Annotated in this window: 14 protein-coding genes; 6 read left to right on the forward strand and 8 right to left on the reverse strand. The window is 62.5% G+C overall.

Features of this window, described 5'->3' with window-relative positions:
- Window positions 1-13: 13 nt before the first annotated feature.
- The 3 genes from FGK63_RS05870 to dusB are packed head-to-tail and all read right to left on the reverse strand — an operon-like array spanning window position 14 to window position 3,443.
- On the reverse strand, window positions 14-1,381 hold the full coding sequence (locus FGK63_RS05870) for a response regulator (protein ID WP_138840677.1): 1,368 nt from the start codon (window positions 1,379-1,381) through the stop codon (window positions 14-16).
- Window positions 1,381-2,463, reverse strand: coding sequence for a two-component system sensor histidine kinase NtrB (locus FGK63_RS05875; RefSeq protein ID WP_138840678.1), 1,083 nt, complete (start codon window positions 2,461-2,463; stop codon window positions 1,381-1,383). Before FGK63_RS05875 ends, FGK63_RS05870 begins: the two co-directional genes overlap by 1 nt.
- The gene (dusB, locus tag FGK63_RS05880) at window positions 2,460-3,443 is read right to left on the reverse strand and encodes a tRNA dihydrouridine synthase DusB (protein WP_281282106.1); all 984 of its coding nucleotides are present in this window, start codon (window positions 3,441-3,443) and stop codon (window positions 2,460-2,462) included. The genes FGK63_RS05875 and dusB overlap by 4 nt, the downstream gene beginning before the upstream one ends.
- Before the next feature lie 183 nt (window positions 3,444-3,626).
- Between dusB and FGK63_RS05885 the strand changes: the two genes are divergently transcribed.
- The 4 genes from FGK63_RS05885 to FGK63_RS05900 all read left to right on the forward strand — a co-directional run bounded on the left by FGK63_RS05885 (window position 3,627) and on the right by FGK63_RS05900 (window position 7,106).
- Window positions 3,627-4,757, forward strand: a complete 1,131-nt coding sequence (locus FGK63_RS05885) for a bifunctional 2-C-methyl-D-erythritol 4-phosphate cytidylyltransferase/2-C-methyl-D-erythritol 2,4-cyclodiphosphate synthase (protein ID WP_138840680.1) — start codon at window positions 3,627-3,629, stop codon at window positions 4,755-4,757.
- Window positions 4,754-5,251 carry a phosphatidylglycerophosphatase A family protein gene (locus FGK63_RS05890; RefSeq protein ID WP_138840681.1) on the forward strand — a complete coding sequence of 166 codons (498 nt, stop codon included), beginning with the start codon at window positions 4,754-4,756 and terminating at the stop codon, window positions 5,249-5,251. Before FGK63_RS05885 ends, FGK63_RS05890 begins: the two co-directional genes overlap by 4 nt.
- Window positions 5,248-5,730, forward strand: coding sequence for a CinA family protein (locus FGK63_RS05895; protein WP_138840682.1), 483 nt, complete (start codon window positions 5,248-5,250; stop codon window positions 5,728-5,730). Before FGK63_RS05890 ends, FGK63_RS05895 begins: the two co-directional genes overlap by 4 nt.
- A gap of 194 nt (window positions 5,731-5,924) precedes the next feature.
- Window positions 5,925-7,106: an ammonium transporter gene (locus tag FGK63_RS05900; RefSeq protein ID WP_138840683.1), complete on the forward strand. Its 1,182-nt coding sequence runs from the start codon at window positions 5,925-5,927 to the stop codon at window positions 7,104-7,106.
- 42 nt (window positions 7,107-7,148) lie between these two features.
- Here FGK63_RS05900 and FGK63_RS05905 read toward each other — a convergent pair whose 3' ends face one another.
- Window positions 7,149-8,492: an MmgE/PrpD family protein gene (locus FGK63_RS05905; RefSeq protein ID WP_138840684.1), complete on the reverse strand. Its 1,344-nt coding sequence runs from the start codon at window positions 8,490-8,492 to the stop codon at window positions 7,149-7,151.
- A 37-nt stretch (window positions 8,493-8,529) separates the two neighbouring features.
- Entirely contained in the window at window positions 8,530-8,976 is a 447-nt protein-coding gene (locus FGK63_RS05910) for a type II toxin-antitoxin system RatA family toxin (RefSeq protein WP_138840685.1), read from the reverse strand.
- Window positions 8,977-9,048: 72 nt separating this feature from the next.
- Between FGK63_RS05910 and hpt the strand changes: the two genes are divergently transcribed.
- A complete protein-coding gene (hpt, locus tag FGK63_RS05915) occupies window positions 9,049-9,591 on the forward strand; it encodes a hypoxanthine phosphoribosyltransferase (RefSeq protein WP_138840686.1) in 543 nt (180 codons plus the stop codon).
- 215 nt (window positions 9,592-9,806) lie between these two features.
- On the opposite strand, the gene FGK63_RS05920 is transcribed toward hpt, so the two are convergent.
- Both FGK63_RS05920 and lipA read right to left on the reverse strand, forming a co-directional pair.
- On the reverse strand, window positions 9,807-10,949 hold the full coding sequence (locus FGK63_RS05920) for an amidohydrolase (RefSeq protein ID WP_138840687.1): 1,143 nt from the start codon (window positions 10,947-10,949) through the stop codon (window positions 9,807-9,809).
- Window positions 10,946-11,896 carry a lipoyl synthase gene (lipA, locus tag FGK63_RS05925; RefSeq protein WP_138840688.1) on the reverse strand — a complete coding sequence of 317 codons (951 nt, stop codon included), beginning with the start codon at window positions 11,894-11,896 and terminating at the stop codon, window positions 10,946-10,948. Before lipA ends, FGK63_RS05920 begins: the two co-directional genes overlap by 4 nt.
- A gap of 263 nt (window positions 11,897-12,159) precedes the next feature.
- On the opposite strand from lipA, the gene FGK63_RS05930 reads away from it, so the two are divergent.
- On the forward strand, window positions 12,160-12,708 hold the full coding sequence (locus FGK63_RS05930; protein WP_138840689.1) for a peroxiredoxin: 549 nt from the start codon (window positions 12,160-12,162) through the stop codon (window positions 12,706-12,708).
- A 74-nt stretch (window positions 12,709-12,782) separates the two neighbouring features.
- Here the strand turns inward: FGK63_RS05930 and FGK63_RS05935 are convergent, their stop codons facing one another.
- Window positions 12,783-13,724 (reverse strand): LysR substrate-binding domain-containing protein, encoded by a 942-nt coding sequence (locus FGK63_RS05935; protein WP_138840690.1) that lies wholly within the window; start codon window positions 13,722-13,724, stop codon window positions 12,783-12,785.
- Window positions 13,725-13,760 lie beyond the last annotated feature (36 nt).

Here is a 13,760-nt window from a genome sequence, read left to right on the forward strand (position 1 = left end):
TTGTGTGGCGATATTACATCAGTTTGCGGCGGCGTGTCACCTGAATATCGAGATCGGTGATTTTTTTACGAAGCGTATTCCGATTGATCCCCAAAAGGTCGGCACATTTCGCCTGATTCCCGGCAGTTGCGTCCAGCGCGATCTCGATCAGCGGCGCTTCGACCTCGCGCAGGATGCGCTGATACAGGCCCGGCGCAGGCAGCATGTTGCCGTGCAGATCGAAATAGCGCCGCAGATGACGGGCCACCGAAGTCGACAGTTTTTCCTTGTCGCTGCCGCCAAGAACCGGCTCGACTTCGGGCTGGCTGCCCAGAACGGCCTCCACTTCGGCGCGGGTGATTTCGCTGGCGCGGCTGGTCAGGCCCAGACGGCGCACCGCGTTTTCCAACTGTCGCACGTTGCCAGGCCAGGAGTAGCGGCGAACAAGTTCCAACGCCTCGGCGCTGAGCCACCGCTTGGACGCGCCGTCCCGCTCCTCGCGGGCCAGGAAATGCTCGGCCAGCAATGGGATGTCATCAACCCGCTCGCGCAGGGACGGAACATGGACGGTCGCCCCGCTGAGGCGATAATACAGATCCTGCCGCACGCGCCCGTTTTCCATCGCCCCGGCCAGATCGGTCTGGCTTGTGGCCATGAACCTCGGCACATGGTCGCTGGGCGCATCCATCATCCGCACGATGCGTGCCTGTATTTCTTCCTCGATGTCGCCCACTTCGTCGATCAAAAGCGTGCCGCCGCGAACCCGCGCCATGACACGCGCCGGACCCTCCAGGTCCCGCAGTTCCGCGCCGGTCACGGTCACGAAGGGCAATGTCCGCCGGTCCGAGAAGTCATGGATTGCCCTCGCGATCAGCGATTTGCCCGTCCCGCTCTCGCCCGAGATCATCACCGGCAGGTCGGTATTCATCACTCGGGCCACCAACCGGTAGAGCGCCTGCATGACCGGCGTGCGCCCGACCAGCGGCAACTCTTCGGGCCGATCCTCGCTTTCTTCCTGCGGCGCGGCCGGCGCGCGACGTTTCTGCTCCAGCGCACGGGCAGTTCGCTTCATCAGGTCAGGCAGATCGAAGGGTTTCGGCAGATAGTCATACGCCTCGGCCTCGGCGGCCTGAATTGCAGTCATGATGGTGTTCTGTGCAGAGATCACGATGACGGGCAAACCGGGGCGATCCTGCGCAATTTTTGGCAACATCTCCAGGCCGTTGCCGTCGGGCATGACCACGTCCGAGATCACAACGTCGCCCTTGCCCTCGGCAACCCAGCGCATCAGCGTGGTCAGCGAAGAGGTGGCATGTACCTTGCAGCCCGCGCGCGTCAGCGCCTGGGTCAGAACGGTGCGGATCGTACGGTCGTCATCCGCGACCAGAACGGTGCCATCCATCAGGGTCTCTCCTCTGTTACGATTTCCCGCGGCGCGCGGGGCAGCGACAGGCGAAACACGGTGCGTCCGGGCACCGAATCCACCGAAATCCAGCCGTCGTGGTCCGAAACGATCTTGCTGACCAGCGCCAGGCCCAAGCCGGTACCATTCTCACGCCCCGACACGAACGGATCGAAAATGTCGGCGCGTATGTTCTCGGGCAGTCCCGGGCCATCGTCGATGACCTCGATCTGCAGGGGCAGCGAATGGCCCGACCCGTCGCTGCGGCGAAGTCTGAAGGAATGTTCGAAATAGGTGTGCAGACGGATCGTGCCGCCCCCGGCCCCCGCCGCCTCCGAGGCGTTCTTGAGCAGATTCAGAACCACCTGCAACAATTGGTCCGGATCGCCATGGGCCAGCGGCAGCGAAGGGTCGTAGTCTTCGACAATGGTCATGTCCGCCCCAAAGCCCAGCAAAGCCGAGCGCCGCGCCTTGTCCAGAACATCGTGGATGTTTACCGGCTTGAGATCGGGCCGCGACAGGTTTCCGAATTGTTCGACCTGTTCCAGCAATTTGACGATCCGGCGGCTTTCCTCGACGATAAGATCTGTCAATTCCAGATCCTGTGGCGAAATGTTCATGCTGAGAAGCTGCGCCGCGCCTGTAATTCCAGCAAGCGGGTTCTTGATTTCGTGCGCCAGCATCTCTGCCATGCCGATGGCGGACTGCGCGGCGGATTTCGCCGTGTGGCTCTGCGTCATCCGCCCGGCCAGTTCGCGCGGCGAGATGGTCATGATCATCGATCCGGGATGGCCGATCAGCGGTGCGATCTGCAGCGCGCACTGCAGCGGTGCGCGGCTGCCCGAGCCCACATCCACATCGTTGACGAACAGAGGCGTTCCATTCGTCCGAGCGCGCTGAAACGCTTCTTCCAGCGGCGCGTCCACGGCGATCTCATCCCAGACCGGATGGCCAAGCACCGACTTGCGCGACGCGTTCAGAAATCCCTCTCCGGCCGAATTCACGTCGGCGATGCGGTCCTCGGCATCTATGACGAAGGCCGGAACCGGCAGAGAGGTCCAGATTTCCTGATCCGATGTCATGCCACCTGCTCCGATTGCGGCGCCAGCGCCTCGCCCAGCAGGCGCAAAACCTCGTCCGGATTGCGCGAGGTCAGAACGGCGCGCCGCAACGGCACGGCGGTTCCCGCCTCGTCCATGTACCAGCCCAAGTGCTTGCGGGCGACGCGCAGGCCGAGTTCGGCACCGTAGAAATTCAGCATTGCAGCGTAATGCGCGCGCACCATTTCGATCAGCGCGGCGCCTTCGGGAACGTCCGGCGATTCCGTTCCGTAGATGTCGTGGCAAAGCTCTGCCAGCAGCCACGGCTTTCCCTGCGCCCCGCGCCCGACCATGACGCCATCCGCCCCGGATTGCCGCAACGCGGTGCGCGCAGTTTCGCTATCGATGATATCGCCGTTGGCGATGACGGGAATGGACACGGCCTGTTTCACCGCGGCGATCGCCCGCCAATCCGCGCGGCCCTTGTAGAACTGGCAGCGGGTGCGTCCGTGGATCGTGACCATTCGGATCCCAGCGTCCTCGGCCCTTCGGGCGATTTCGGGCGCGTTGAGCAGGTTTTCGTCCCAGCCGAGGCGGGTTTTCAGCGTGACCGGCACGTCCACCGCATCGACGACCGCCTCGATCAAAGTCAGCGCGTGATCTGGGGTCTTGAGCAAGGCCGATCCGGAATAGCCGTTCGTCACCTTCTTGGCCGGGCAGCCCATGTTGATGTCGATCACCCGCGCGCCCCGGTCCGCCACCTGGCGGGCGGCCTCGGCCATCCAGTGCGCCTCGCGCCCGGCAAGTTGCACGGCCGTGTTCTCGACGTCCGCCGAAAGTTCGGCGCGTTCGCGCACTCCGGGCTTGGCCTGCACCATCTCCTGAGATGCGACCATTTCGCTGACCACCATGCCGGCGCCGAAACTCATGACGAGGTCGCGGAACGGGCGGTCGGTGATTCCGGCCATGGGCGCCAGAAGCACTGGCGGGTTCAATTCCTTGTCGGCGAGACGCAGGGTCAACGTGCCTAATCCTTGTGCAGTCGAGAGTTTGATACCGAAATCGCAGGCTATGAACAACAAATCCCGACCCGGCAAGCCCGCAGAAGCATCATTTGCCTATTTTTTCAGCACGCCAACGCGGGCGATTGCCTCTGCTTACGCCGCCCCATAAACAGAACCCCAACAACAGGAGCCGACCAGACCATGACCACAGCCGCCATCATCGTCGCCGCCGGACGGGGGCAGCGCGCCGGCGGCGCGCCGAAACAATGGCGTGTACTGGCGGGTCGCAGAGTCGCCGACTGGACCCTGGACAGGTTCCGGGCTGCCGGTCTCGATCACATTGTGCTGGTACTTTCCGAAGAAGACCGCAGAGCGTGGGAGGAGTTTGAGGGTACCGACTTGATCCTCGCTCGAGGCGGTCTGGATCGCGCCGGATCCGTGCGGAACGGCCTACGCTCTCTCGTTGGGCTTGGTGTCGAAAAGGTCGTGATCCATGACGTGGCGCGGCCCTGCGTTTCGCCCGATACAATTGCGGGTGTGCTGGCCGCGCTTGAAACCCATGCCGCAGCCGCACCGGGATTGGCCGTGACGGACGCGCTATGGACCGGAGACGAGGCGCGGGTCACCGGCACGCAGGACAGAGCTGGCCTTTATGCCGCGCAGACTCCGCAAGGGTTCCACTATGATGTCATTGTTGCCGCCCATGACGCCCACCCCGGAGGCGCAGCGGATGACGTGGAGGTTGCTCGCGCCGCGGGAATCGAGGTCGCCATCGTTCCGGGCGACCCCGACAACATCAAGATAACGCGCCCCGAGGATTTCGCCCGGGCCGAACGGATTTTGGGAGCTTTCATGGATATCAGGCTTGGCAACGGCTATGACGTGCACCGCTTCGGGCCCGGAGATCACGTGATCCTGTGTGGCGTGAAGGTGCCACATGATCGCGGGCTCCAGGGGCATTCCGACGCCGACGTTGGAATGCACGCGGTGACCGATGCAATCTATGGCGCTCTGGCGCGGGGCGACATCGGCCAGCATTTCCCGCCGTCCGATCAGCAGTGGAAAGGGGCTGCGAGCGAAGTTTTCCTGCGCCACGCGGTCGATCTGGCGGCCGGAATGGGCTTTGCCATCTCGAACGCTGACTGCACGCTGGTCTGCGAACAGCCAAAGATCGGGCCACATGCCGATGCGATGCGCGCCGAGATGGCCCGGATCATGGGGCTGCGCGCCGATCAGGTCTCGGTCAAGGCGACGACTTCGGAACGTCTCGGTTTCACCGGTCGCGGCGAAGGCATCGCCGCGATTGCCACAGCCTGTCTGGTGCGCGCATGAGTCTGGCGCAGCTCATAGGCACGGTGGCCGGTGTCGGTTATCTGCGCCCTGCCCCCGGCACCTGGGGTTCGTTGGCAGCTCTGCCGATGGCATGGATCCTGCACATTGCCGGAGGATTTCCCCTGCTGGTTCTGGCGACGCTGGCGGCTTTCCTGGGCGGGTTTTGGGCCACTGGCGTTATGACCGAGGGGCAAGAGGATCATGACCCATCCGAAATCGTGATCGACGAGGTCGTGGGCCAGTTCATCGCGCTCTGGGCGCTGTCTTATCCGGCTTGGGCGCATGGCATCTCGATCACGGCCCTGTGGCCGGGCTGGATCGCCGCATTCGTACTGTTCCGCCTGTTCGACATCGCCAAACCCGGTCCCGTCGGTTGGGCGGACCGAAAGGGTGGACCGTTGGGCGTGATGCTGGACGACATGATCGCCGGCATATTCGCCGCCATCGGCGTCGCGCTTCTTGCGGCGCTGGCACATGGAGTTCTGGGGCTGTGAATGTCATCGAACTGCTCGACCGCGCAAGGGCGCTGAAGGTCAAGATCGTCACCGCGGAAAGTTGTACCGGTGGCATGGTCGCCGCCGCCCTGACCGACATCCCGGGCAGTTCGGATGTGGTTGAACGTGGCTTCGTCACCTACAGCAATAAGGCCAAGCAGGAAATGCTGGGCGTCAGGGCCGCAACTCTTGATGCGGTTGGGGCGGTGTCCGAGGAAGTGGCGAAGGAAATGGCCGAAGGCGCGCTGAGGAATTCGCACGCGCAACTGGCGGTATCCGTAACCGGCATCGCAGGGCCCGGCGGGTCCGGGTTCAAGCCCGAGGGCCGCGTCTGTTTCGGCCTTGCCGGAACTGGACTGCAGACGCGCGTCGAAACCATCGAATTCGGGGCGCCCGGACGAGACCGGGTGCGGCGTGCCGCACGGGATCATGCGTTGAACCTGCTGATGTTGGGGCTTTCCCATTTCGCGGAAAAATGAGGCGGTTTGCCGGAATTGACGCGCAAATAATCACCATTTGAACAAAAGATGCCAAAACAGGCAGGCCCGACCGGGGTTGCCTCTTTTTTCCTCGCCCGCGCTTCGCTTGAAGGCTTCTCATCACCACTCACACGGTGCCGGTCCGACCGCCCCTGCGGCGAACCGGTGAACCTGACGCGAAAGGAGAGCGGCCCATGAACGGAGCCGATACAGCCTGGATCATCGTCGCGACGGCGTTGGTTCTTTTCATGACCCTTCCCGGTCTTTCCCTGTTCTACGGCGGGCTCGTTCGAGCGCGAAACGTGCTCAGCGTGTTCATGCACTGCTTCGCCATCGCCTGCCTCATGAGTATCCTTTGGCTCATTGCGGGCTATTCCATCGCCTTCGGCGACGGAACTTCGGGGCTTTGGGGCGGTCTGGGCAAAGCGTTCCTGACCGGGGTCACCGCCGACAGCCTGTCCGGCACCTTGCCCGAGATCCTGTTCTTTGCCTTCCAGATGACCTTCGCCATCATCACCCCGGCCCTGATCGTGGGCGCGTATGTGGAGCGTGTGGGCTTCGGCTTCGTACTTACCTTTTCCAGCCTGTGGATGCTGCTCTGCTATGCGCCGGTGGTTCACTGGATCTGGGGTGGAGGTATCCTGACCGATGGCGGCATTCTGGGCGAGGTCGGTGTTCGCGACTTTGCCGGCGGGATCGTCGTTCACGAAACCGCTGGCATCGCGGCGCTGATCGTCGCGATCTTCCTTGGCCCCCGCCGCAACCGCACGACGCCGCCGCACAATCCCGGCTTCGTCATGATCGGCGCGGCGATGCTGTGGGTGGGCTGGTTCGGCTTCAACGGCGGGTCGCAGTTGGCCGCCGATGGCGGTGCGGCGATGGCGCTGACGGTCACGCATATTTCGGCGGCGACCGCATCGCTGACCTGGGCGCTTTGGGAGCGTATCAAATACGGCAAGGCATCGATGGTCGGCCTGGTGACCGGTACGATTGCCGGCCTCGCCTCGATCACGCCTGCCTCCGGCTATGTCGATCCGGTACAGGCGCTGATCATCGGTGCGGTAGCCGGAATCCTGTGCCAGGAGGCCGTCAACGTCATCCGCAACATGCTCAGGATCGATGACACCCTGGATGTGTTTGCCGTGCATGGCGTGGGCGGCATTTTCGGCACGCTGATGATTGCGGTCTATGGTCTTGGAAGCTGGACCGCGCAGCTTGGAGGGTTGATCATCGTGGGTGCCTTTACGGCAGTTGTCACTATTGTACTGGTGAAAGTGGTTGCACTTGTCACCGCGCTTCGCGTAGATGCCGAAACCGAGACAAACGGGCTCGATCTTTCAGTTCACGGAGAGCGGGCCTATGACATGAGCAGCTGAGCCCACCTCAGTGCTCTGCGCCCGAAAGGGCATGAAGCGGGCTTATTGAGGCCCGCTTTTTCTTTCCGCCTCACTCGCGGCAATGCCTCGCGCAGCGTTCAGCCGCGCCGCCAGATCTCTGGTGCGTCCGCCGGTTCGCAGCATCGACCAGATTTCGTCCGACTCATCGGCGCCGATCAGCTTGGCCGCCTTCTCGCGCACGCGGTCCTCTCGCTCACTCAGCGAAAGCGGAGTCATCAGGTCATGCGTCACCTCGCGCCGGACACCGTCGCGCCGCAGCAGAGACAAGTGCGCCTGCGTCTCGGACAGGCTCTCATCCGCCTCGACCGCAATCCGGTTCCGCAAGGAAATCAGGCGCGGATCGGCGCAGACCGCCTCTGAATAACTGTCGAGTTTTGCCGTATCGTGCCCCAGCGCTTGCATCGCGATCACGGTGCGATACGAAAATTTTGCCCCCAACCCAGTTGTCGGCGCCGGTTGGTTGCACACGCTCATCCAGCGCGGATGCGTCTTGACCTTGATTTCCGCGACCTCCGGTTCCGCGATGTCCAGCGCAAGCGCCGCTTCGAGTGCGGCATGCAGGCCGTGACAACAGGCGTGGAACTTGTGGCTGACGGATTCGAAAAGCCATTCGTCCCCCAGCCCGTCCAGCGCAGCGACAAGATCCAGCGCGCCGTGATGGGTCGCACCAAAGCCGAACGGACCTTCCAGCGCATCCGGGTTGGGCTCGAACCCGCGCTGCACCAAAAGAACCGCCTCGAGGCCGGCCGCAGCGGCGATACCGGCATTGTACGGCTTGCCCATGGTTCCGAACTGCGCCTTGAGCCCCGATGCTCGGGTAGCGGTCAGGCCCAGGACCTTCTTCATCTGATCCGCGTTCAGCCCGGCCAGCCGACCAGCCGCGACGGCCGCACCAAATGCACCCGAGGTTGCCGTCTGATGGAAACCGGTCTGATAGTGGCTGCGCCCCAGCCAAAGGCCGATGCGGATGGACACCTCCATCCCCACCAATGCCGCTTCCAACAGATCGACAAGCATCCGGTCGGTGCTTTCCGCGATGGCCAACGCAGCGGGGAACACCGCGACCGAAGGGTGCCCGATATGCGCGAAATGCGTATCGTCATAGTCGAGCGCGTGGGAAACCGTGCCATTGACCAGCGCCGCGCCGCGCAAGGGGGCGGCACCTTCACCGAACAACTGCGCCTGGGCGACACCGCCTTCTTCAAGCACCATGTCGCGGACGATTCGCGACACCGGCTCATCCGCACCCGCCCGCCCGACGGCGAGCCAGTCCAGCGCGGACAGGGATGCGACGATCCGGGCCTGGGTCGTGGTCGCAACCGGCCCCGCGGCAAAGTCGGCAAGTGTCGAGGTCAGATCAGTCATGGTCGCAGTCTAGCGCCGCTAGACGGCGGGTAAAGCCTCAGCCGTAGAGAGCGGCGGCGCGCTGTTCGAAGGCGCGCACGATCCGGTGCATCGCTTCGTTGAAAACCACGCCGATGATCCCCTGCAGGACCGCGTTCTTGAACTCGAAATCCACATGGAACGAGACATTGCAACCACCGTCCGGCGATTCGTGGAATGTCCAGTCGGATTTCATGTAGCGGAAGGGACCATCCAGGTATTCGGTGTCGATCCGCTTGATCACCGGCTGAAGCGTGACGCGGCTGCCGAAACGTTCGCGGAACACCTTGAAGGAAATCACCAGATCCGCCTCCATCACCTCGACCTCGCCAAGCGCATAGGTGCGCCGGATGCGGGCGGCCGCACACCAGGGCAGGAACTGCGGGTACTTGGCCACGTCGGCGACCAGATCGTACATCTGCTGGGCGGTGTAAGGCAGGTGACGGGTTTCCGAGTGGGTAGGCATCAGTTCCGGTTTTATTGCATGACAATGGCGCGTCATGTCGTATGTTGCGCGCCAAAGATCAAGGGGCCCGACATGAGCCAACGCGCATATGTGATAGATGAGATGATCTCGGCCAAGGCGATCGCCGCTCGGATCGAGGAGCTGTGCCGCGAGATTTCCGCCGAATTCGGCGATACCGAAAAGCTTGTGGTCGTCGGCTTGCTGCGCGGCAGCTTCGTTTTCATCGCCGATCTGGTGCGCGAACTGGATCTGCCCATCGAAGTGGATTTCCTCGAGGCTTCATCATATGGCGACGCGATGGAAAGCAGCCGGGAAGTGCGTATTCTCAAGGATTTGCGCGGCGCTATTGAAGGGCGCGACGTGCTGGTCGTCGAGGATATCGTGGATACCGGCCACACGCTGAACCACGTGACCCACCTATTGGAAAGCAGGAAACCAAGGAGACTGAAGTCCATCGCCCTTCTGGACAAGCCCAGCCGCCGCGAGGTGGATTTCCGCTCTGACTGGATCGGGTTCGAGATCCCCGACGAATTCGTGGTGGGCTATGGCATCGACTATGCGCAGAGGAACCGGAATCTGCCCTTCATCGGCAAGGTCCGGTTTCCTGACAGCTGAGTCACCGGCAAACCCCGGCGGAGGCCAAGATGAACATCCGGCACTTTTTGCGCATGTCGAAATGGGCGCGGAATCCTCCGTCGGAGGGACGCGTGAAATTCGTTTTCGGCGTCATTCTTGCCTGCCTCATCGTAGCCGGGATCGAATACATGGGCTGGTGGCCTGAATGGGCCCGAAGCGAGGCGCTGAAACTCCGGCCCTGAGGAGGTCAGGCTTCAGCCCAACACGTCACGGATGGCGGCAAGAAAAATGCCTGCGCCGACGGGTATGAGCGTGTCCGGGAAATCGTAATCCGGATTGTGAAGCTGCGGGTGGTCACGCCCTGCCCCCAGCCAGAACATCGCCGAAACCGCGCCTTTCGCAAATTGCCCGAAATCTTCGGAAAACCGCTGAGGCTTGTACGTCAACTGCAGAGGTACGCCATTCGTCTGGCAAGCGCGGGACAGGATTCTCACCGCTTCGGCATGGTTGGTGCAGGCTTCGAAGATGTCGTCATAGGCAATTTCCACCCCTAACCCTGCAGTCGCGGCCTCAGCCCGCGCCAGCGTTTCGGCTTCGTTGACCAATTGCTGCATCCGTTCGTCCGATACCGTGCGAAGAGTCACCCATAGCTCGCCTCGCCCTGGCGCCACGCCGAAGGTGGGTTCGCCCAATTCTGCGTGGGTCAGCGTCGTCAGGGCGTAGCCCGCATCAAGCGCTCCTCCCCTGCCCAAACCAGCGAGAGCAGGCATCAGCCGCGCCATCGCAGCAGCGGGCGAAAGCCCGTCTTGCGGGGCGGCAGCGTGCGAAGTCTTTCCCTTCAGCACGACGCGCATCCCGCGCGAGGCACAATTGGCCGGACCAGTGCAAAGTTCCACCTTTCCGAGCGGAAGTCCGGGCAGGTTGTGCAGAGAAAACACATAGTCCGGCGCAATGCGCTCAAATGCGGGATCCGCCATATAGGCAGCCGCACCTTTTCCAGTTTCTTCCGCGGGCTGGAAGATCAGCACCACCCTGCCCCGTTTCGGTCGGTCCAGTGCCAATGCCTCCGCAACCGCAAGGACCATAGTCATGTGTCCATCGTGGCCACAGAGATGCGCCATGCCCGACACGCGCGACGCATGGTCCGCGACGGATTGTTCTTCGATGGGCAGGGCGTCGAGTTCGCACCTTACGCCTACGCACGGACCCTCGATGCCGCTGTCGAACACGGCGGCAACTCCGTGAGCGCCAATGCCGGTCAGAACCTCGTCCGGCTGGCACTGTCGCAGCCAGCTTTGGATGCGGGCTGCGGTTTGTTCTTCCTGCCCGGAAATCTCGGGATATTGGTGCAGTTCATGCCGCAGGTCCGCGAGACGCGCCTGCGCTTCGGGCGTCATGCCTGTCCAAGCTTCTTCTGCCTCGCCTCGCGCAAACGGGCGAAATCGTCGCCAGCGTGGTAGGACGAGCGCGTCAGCGGGGTGGCCGAAACCATCAGGAAGCCTTTGCCGTAGGCGGCTTTTTCGTATGCCGCGAATTCCTCGGGCGTCACGAACCGGTCAACACGATGGTGTTTCGGCGTCGGCTGCAGGTACTGCCCGATGGTCAAGAAGTCGATATCCGCCGCCCGCATGTCATCCATCACCTGGCGGACTTGCTGTTCCTGTTCGCCCAGTCCGACCATGATGCCCGACTTGGTGAAAATGGACGGATCGAGTTCCTTGACGCGCTGCAGAAGACGCAGCGAGTGGAAATACCGCGCGCCGGGGCGCACTTCGGGATAGAGGCCGGGAACGGTCTCCAGGTTGTGGTTGAAAACGTCGGGCTTCGCCTCGACAACAACCTCCAGCACCGACGGATCGCATTTCAGGAAATCCGGCGTGAGGATCTCGATCGTCGTGCTGGGAGAACGGTGCCGCACCGCGCGGACCGTCTGCGCGAAGTGCTCGGCGCCGCCGTCTTCCAGATCGTCCCGGTCGACCGAGGTGATGACCACATGGTTGAGACCCAGCTTTTCGACGGCATGAGCCACCCGACCGGGTTCAAAGACGTCCAGCGCGTCCGGCCGGCCCGTCGCGATGTTGCAGAAGGTGCAGCCGCGCGTGCAGATCTCGCCCATGATCATCATGGTGGCGTGGCCCGCGCTCCAGCACTCGCCGACATTGGGGCAACCGGCCTCTTCGCAGACGGTTACCAGGTTGTTCTCGCGCATGATCTTGTGGGTGTCGGCATAGCCCTTGCCGCCGGGCGCCTTGACGCGGATCCAGCTTGGTTTCTTGGGCTGCGCATTGTCAGGGCGATGCGCCTTTTCCGGATGCCGTTGCTCGGGGATTTTCAGGTCACGCACAGAGGTTTTCCGTCAATTTGGGTCAACACGGTTTCCCGATAACATAACGTGGGGTCACAAGTAAGGCCAGTGACGCATGGCCGCTATGCGCATCCAGTTTGCAGATGCGGCATGGCGACAAGAAAAATATGGGTATTTGCCCCTATGCCAATGTTTGAATTGGGTTTTGAGTAGTTGGCGCACGCAGAATTTCAACCGTTGAAGCCCAGTTAGAATCGTTTTAAGCCCCCGCGAAGAAGACAGTGAATCACAGGAGCTAGATCATGAAAACTGGCGCAAAACTGCCCAACGTGACCTTCCACACCCGCGTGCGCGACGAAGCGGTCGAAGGCCCCAATCCGTTCCGTTGGGAAGACAAGACAACCGCCGACTATTTCGCCGGAAAGCGTGTGATCCTGTTCTCGCTGCCCGGCGCGTTCACCCCCACCTGCTCGACCTACCAGTTGCCCGGTTTCGAGAAGGGCTTCGAGACGTTCAAGTCGCATGGCATCGACGCGATCTACTGCATGTCGGTGAATGACAGCTTCGTGATGAACAAATGGGCGCAGGATCAGAAGCTGGAGAACGTCAAAGTGATCCCGGACGGCTCGGGCGAATTCACCCGCAAGATGGGCATGTTGGTCGACAAGGACAACCTGGGCTTCGGCATGCGTTCGTGGCGCTATGCAGCCATCGTCAACGACGGTGTTGTCGAAGCATGGTTCGAAGAGCCCGGCCTGATGGACAACTGCCCCGAGGATCCTTACGGCGTTTCCTCGCCGGAAAACCTGTTGAGCTATCTCGCCGAGGCGAAGCAGCCCGAACTGGCCTGATCTGGTCGGAGAAATCCTTGCTTAGGGGCCCGCATTTGCCGGGCCCCTTTTCTTTCCGCGATGCCGATTTAGGGTCAGGCGCAAAGGGTGGCGTTCGAGCGTGTGCGTTCGACAATCCCTTCGCCCACTTCACGTATCACATCCGCCAACTCGTCGAACCATCCGTCGGCTGACGTGGAGTCGCGGCGAACCAGGCCGACCGTTCGTGCGGGTTGCGGTTCGGTGAAACGCAACAGCTTGAGGCCCGGCACAGCCTCGGCCTCGGCACGGGCGGCAAGTTCCGGCATCAGCGTCAGGCCGAAACCTTCGGCCACCAGCCGCGACAGAGTGGCCAACGAAGACGCTCCCATGTCGATCCGTGCGCTGGTGCGATCATGGCCGCACACTTCCAACGCCTGATCCGTCAGGCAGTGACCGTCTTCCAGAAGCATCAGATGCGCCGATTTCAGGTCGGTAGGCCGCAGCGCCTCTGGGCTGTTGGCCAGACGGTCCAGCCTTGCCTGGTTGCCCGCAAGCAAAAACCTGTCTTCGAACAGCGGTTCTTCGTGCAGCCCGGGAGTGCCGGACGGCAACGCCAGCACCGCGGCGTCGATCTCGCCTTCGCGCAGCAGCGCCAACAGCCGTTCGGTCCGCGCCTCGCGGATCTGCACGCGCAAGGACACGTCGCCGGACCGCAACGCAGCCAGAACGCCGGGCAGCAGATAGGGCGCCATCGTCGGGATAAGACCCAGCGACAGCGATTTCTGCCCTCCGGAGTGATCGCGGGCCAACCGGTCCAGCCGATCGGCCGCGCCAAGGATGTACCGGGCATGTTCCAGCACGTCCCGGCCCAGCGGCGTAAGAAGAATGTCCCGCGATCGGCGCTCGACCAGCGGACCGCCCAACAGATCTTCCAGCGCCCTTATCTGGACCGACAGGGCCGGTTGTGACACGTGGCACGCTTGCGCCGCGCGGCCGAAGTTCCGGTGTTCCACGACAGCCTTGAAGTACTGAAGTTGCCTGAGAGTGAAATTCATAGCCAAAAGCTATCACTTCACCCGGCTTCGGCAAGC

Origin of the sequence: Ruegeria sediminis (assembly GCF_005938215.1) — a bacterium.
GTDB lineage: Bacteria > Pseudomonadota > Alphaproteobacteria > Rhodobacterales > Rhodobacteraceae > Ruegeria > Ruegeria sediminis.

What these genes read in the sequence shown, in the direction of transcription:
- FGK63_RS05870 (WP_138840677.1), bottom strand. Translation starts at nt 1,381, where the DNA reads ATGGATGGCACCGTTCTGGTCGCGGATGACGACCGTACGATCCGCACC.
- FGK63_RS05875 (WP_138840678.1), bottom strand. Translation starts at nt 2,463, where the DNA reads ATGACATCGGATCAGGAAATCTGGACCTCTCTGCCGGTTCCGGCCTTC.
- FGK63_RS05885 (WP_138840680.1), top strand. Translation starts at nt 3,627, where the DNA reads ATGACCACAGCCGCCATCATCGTCGCCGCCGGACGGGGGCAGCGCGCC.
- FGK63_RS05890 (WP_138840681.1), top strand. Translation starts at nt 4,754, where the DNA reads ATGAGTCTGGCGCAGCTCATAGGCACGGTGGCCGGTGTCGGTTATCTG.
- FGK63_RS05900 (WP_138840683.1), top strand. Translation starts at nt 5,925, where the DNA reads ATGAACGGAGCCGATACAGCCTGGATCATCGTCGCGACGGCGTTGGTT.
- FGK63_RS05905 (WP_138840684.1), bottom strand. Translation starts at nt 8,492, where the DNA reads ATGACTGATCTGACCTCGACACTTGCCGACTTTGCCGCGGGGCCGGTT.
- FGK63_RS05910 (WP_138840685.1), bottom strand. Translation starts at nt 8,976, where the DNA reads ATGCCTACCCACTCGGAAACCCGTCACCTGCCTTACACCGCCCAGCAG.
- hpt (WP_138840686.1), top strand. Translation starts at nt 9,049, where the DNA reads ATGAGCCAACGCGCATATGTGATAGATGAGATGATCTCGGCCAAGGCG.
- FGK63_RS05920 (WP_138840687.1), bottom strand. Translation starts at nt 10,949, where the DNA reads ATGACGCCCGAAGCGCAGGCGCGTCTCGCGGACCTGCGGCATGAACTG.
- FGK63_RS05930 (WP_138840689.1), top strand. Translation starts at nt 12,160, where the DNA reads ATGAAAACTGGCGCAAAACTGCCCAACGTGACCTTCCACACCCGCGTG.
- FGK63_RS05935 (WP_138840690.1), bottom strand. Translation starts at nt 13,724, where the DNA reads ATGAATTTCACTCTCAGGCAACTTCAGTACTTCAAGGCTGTCGTGGAA.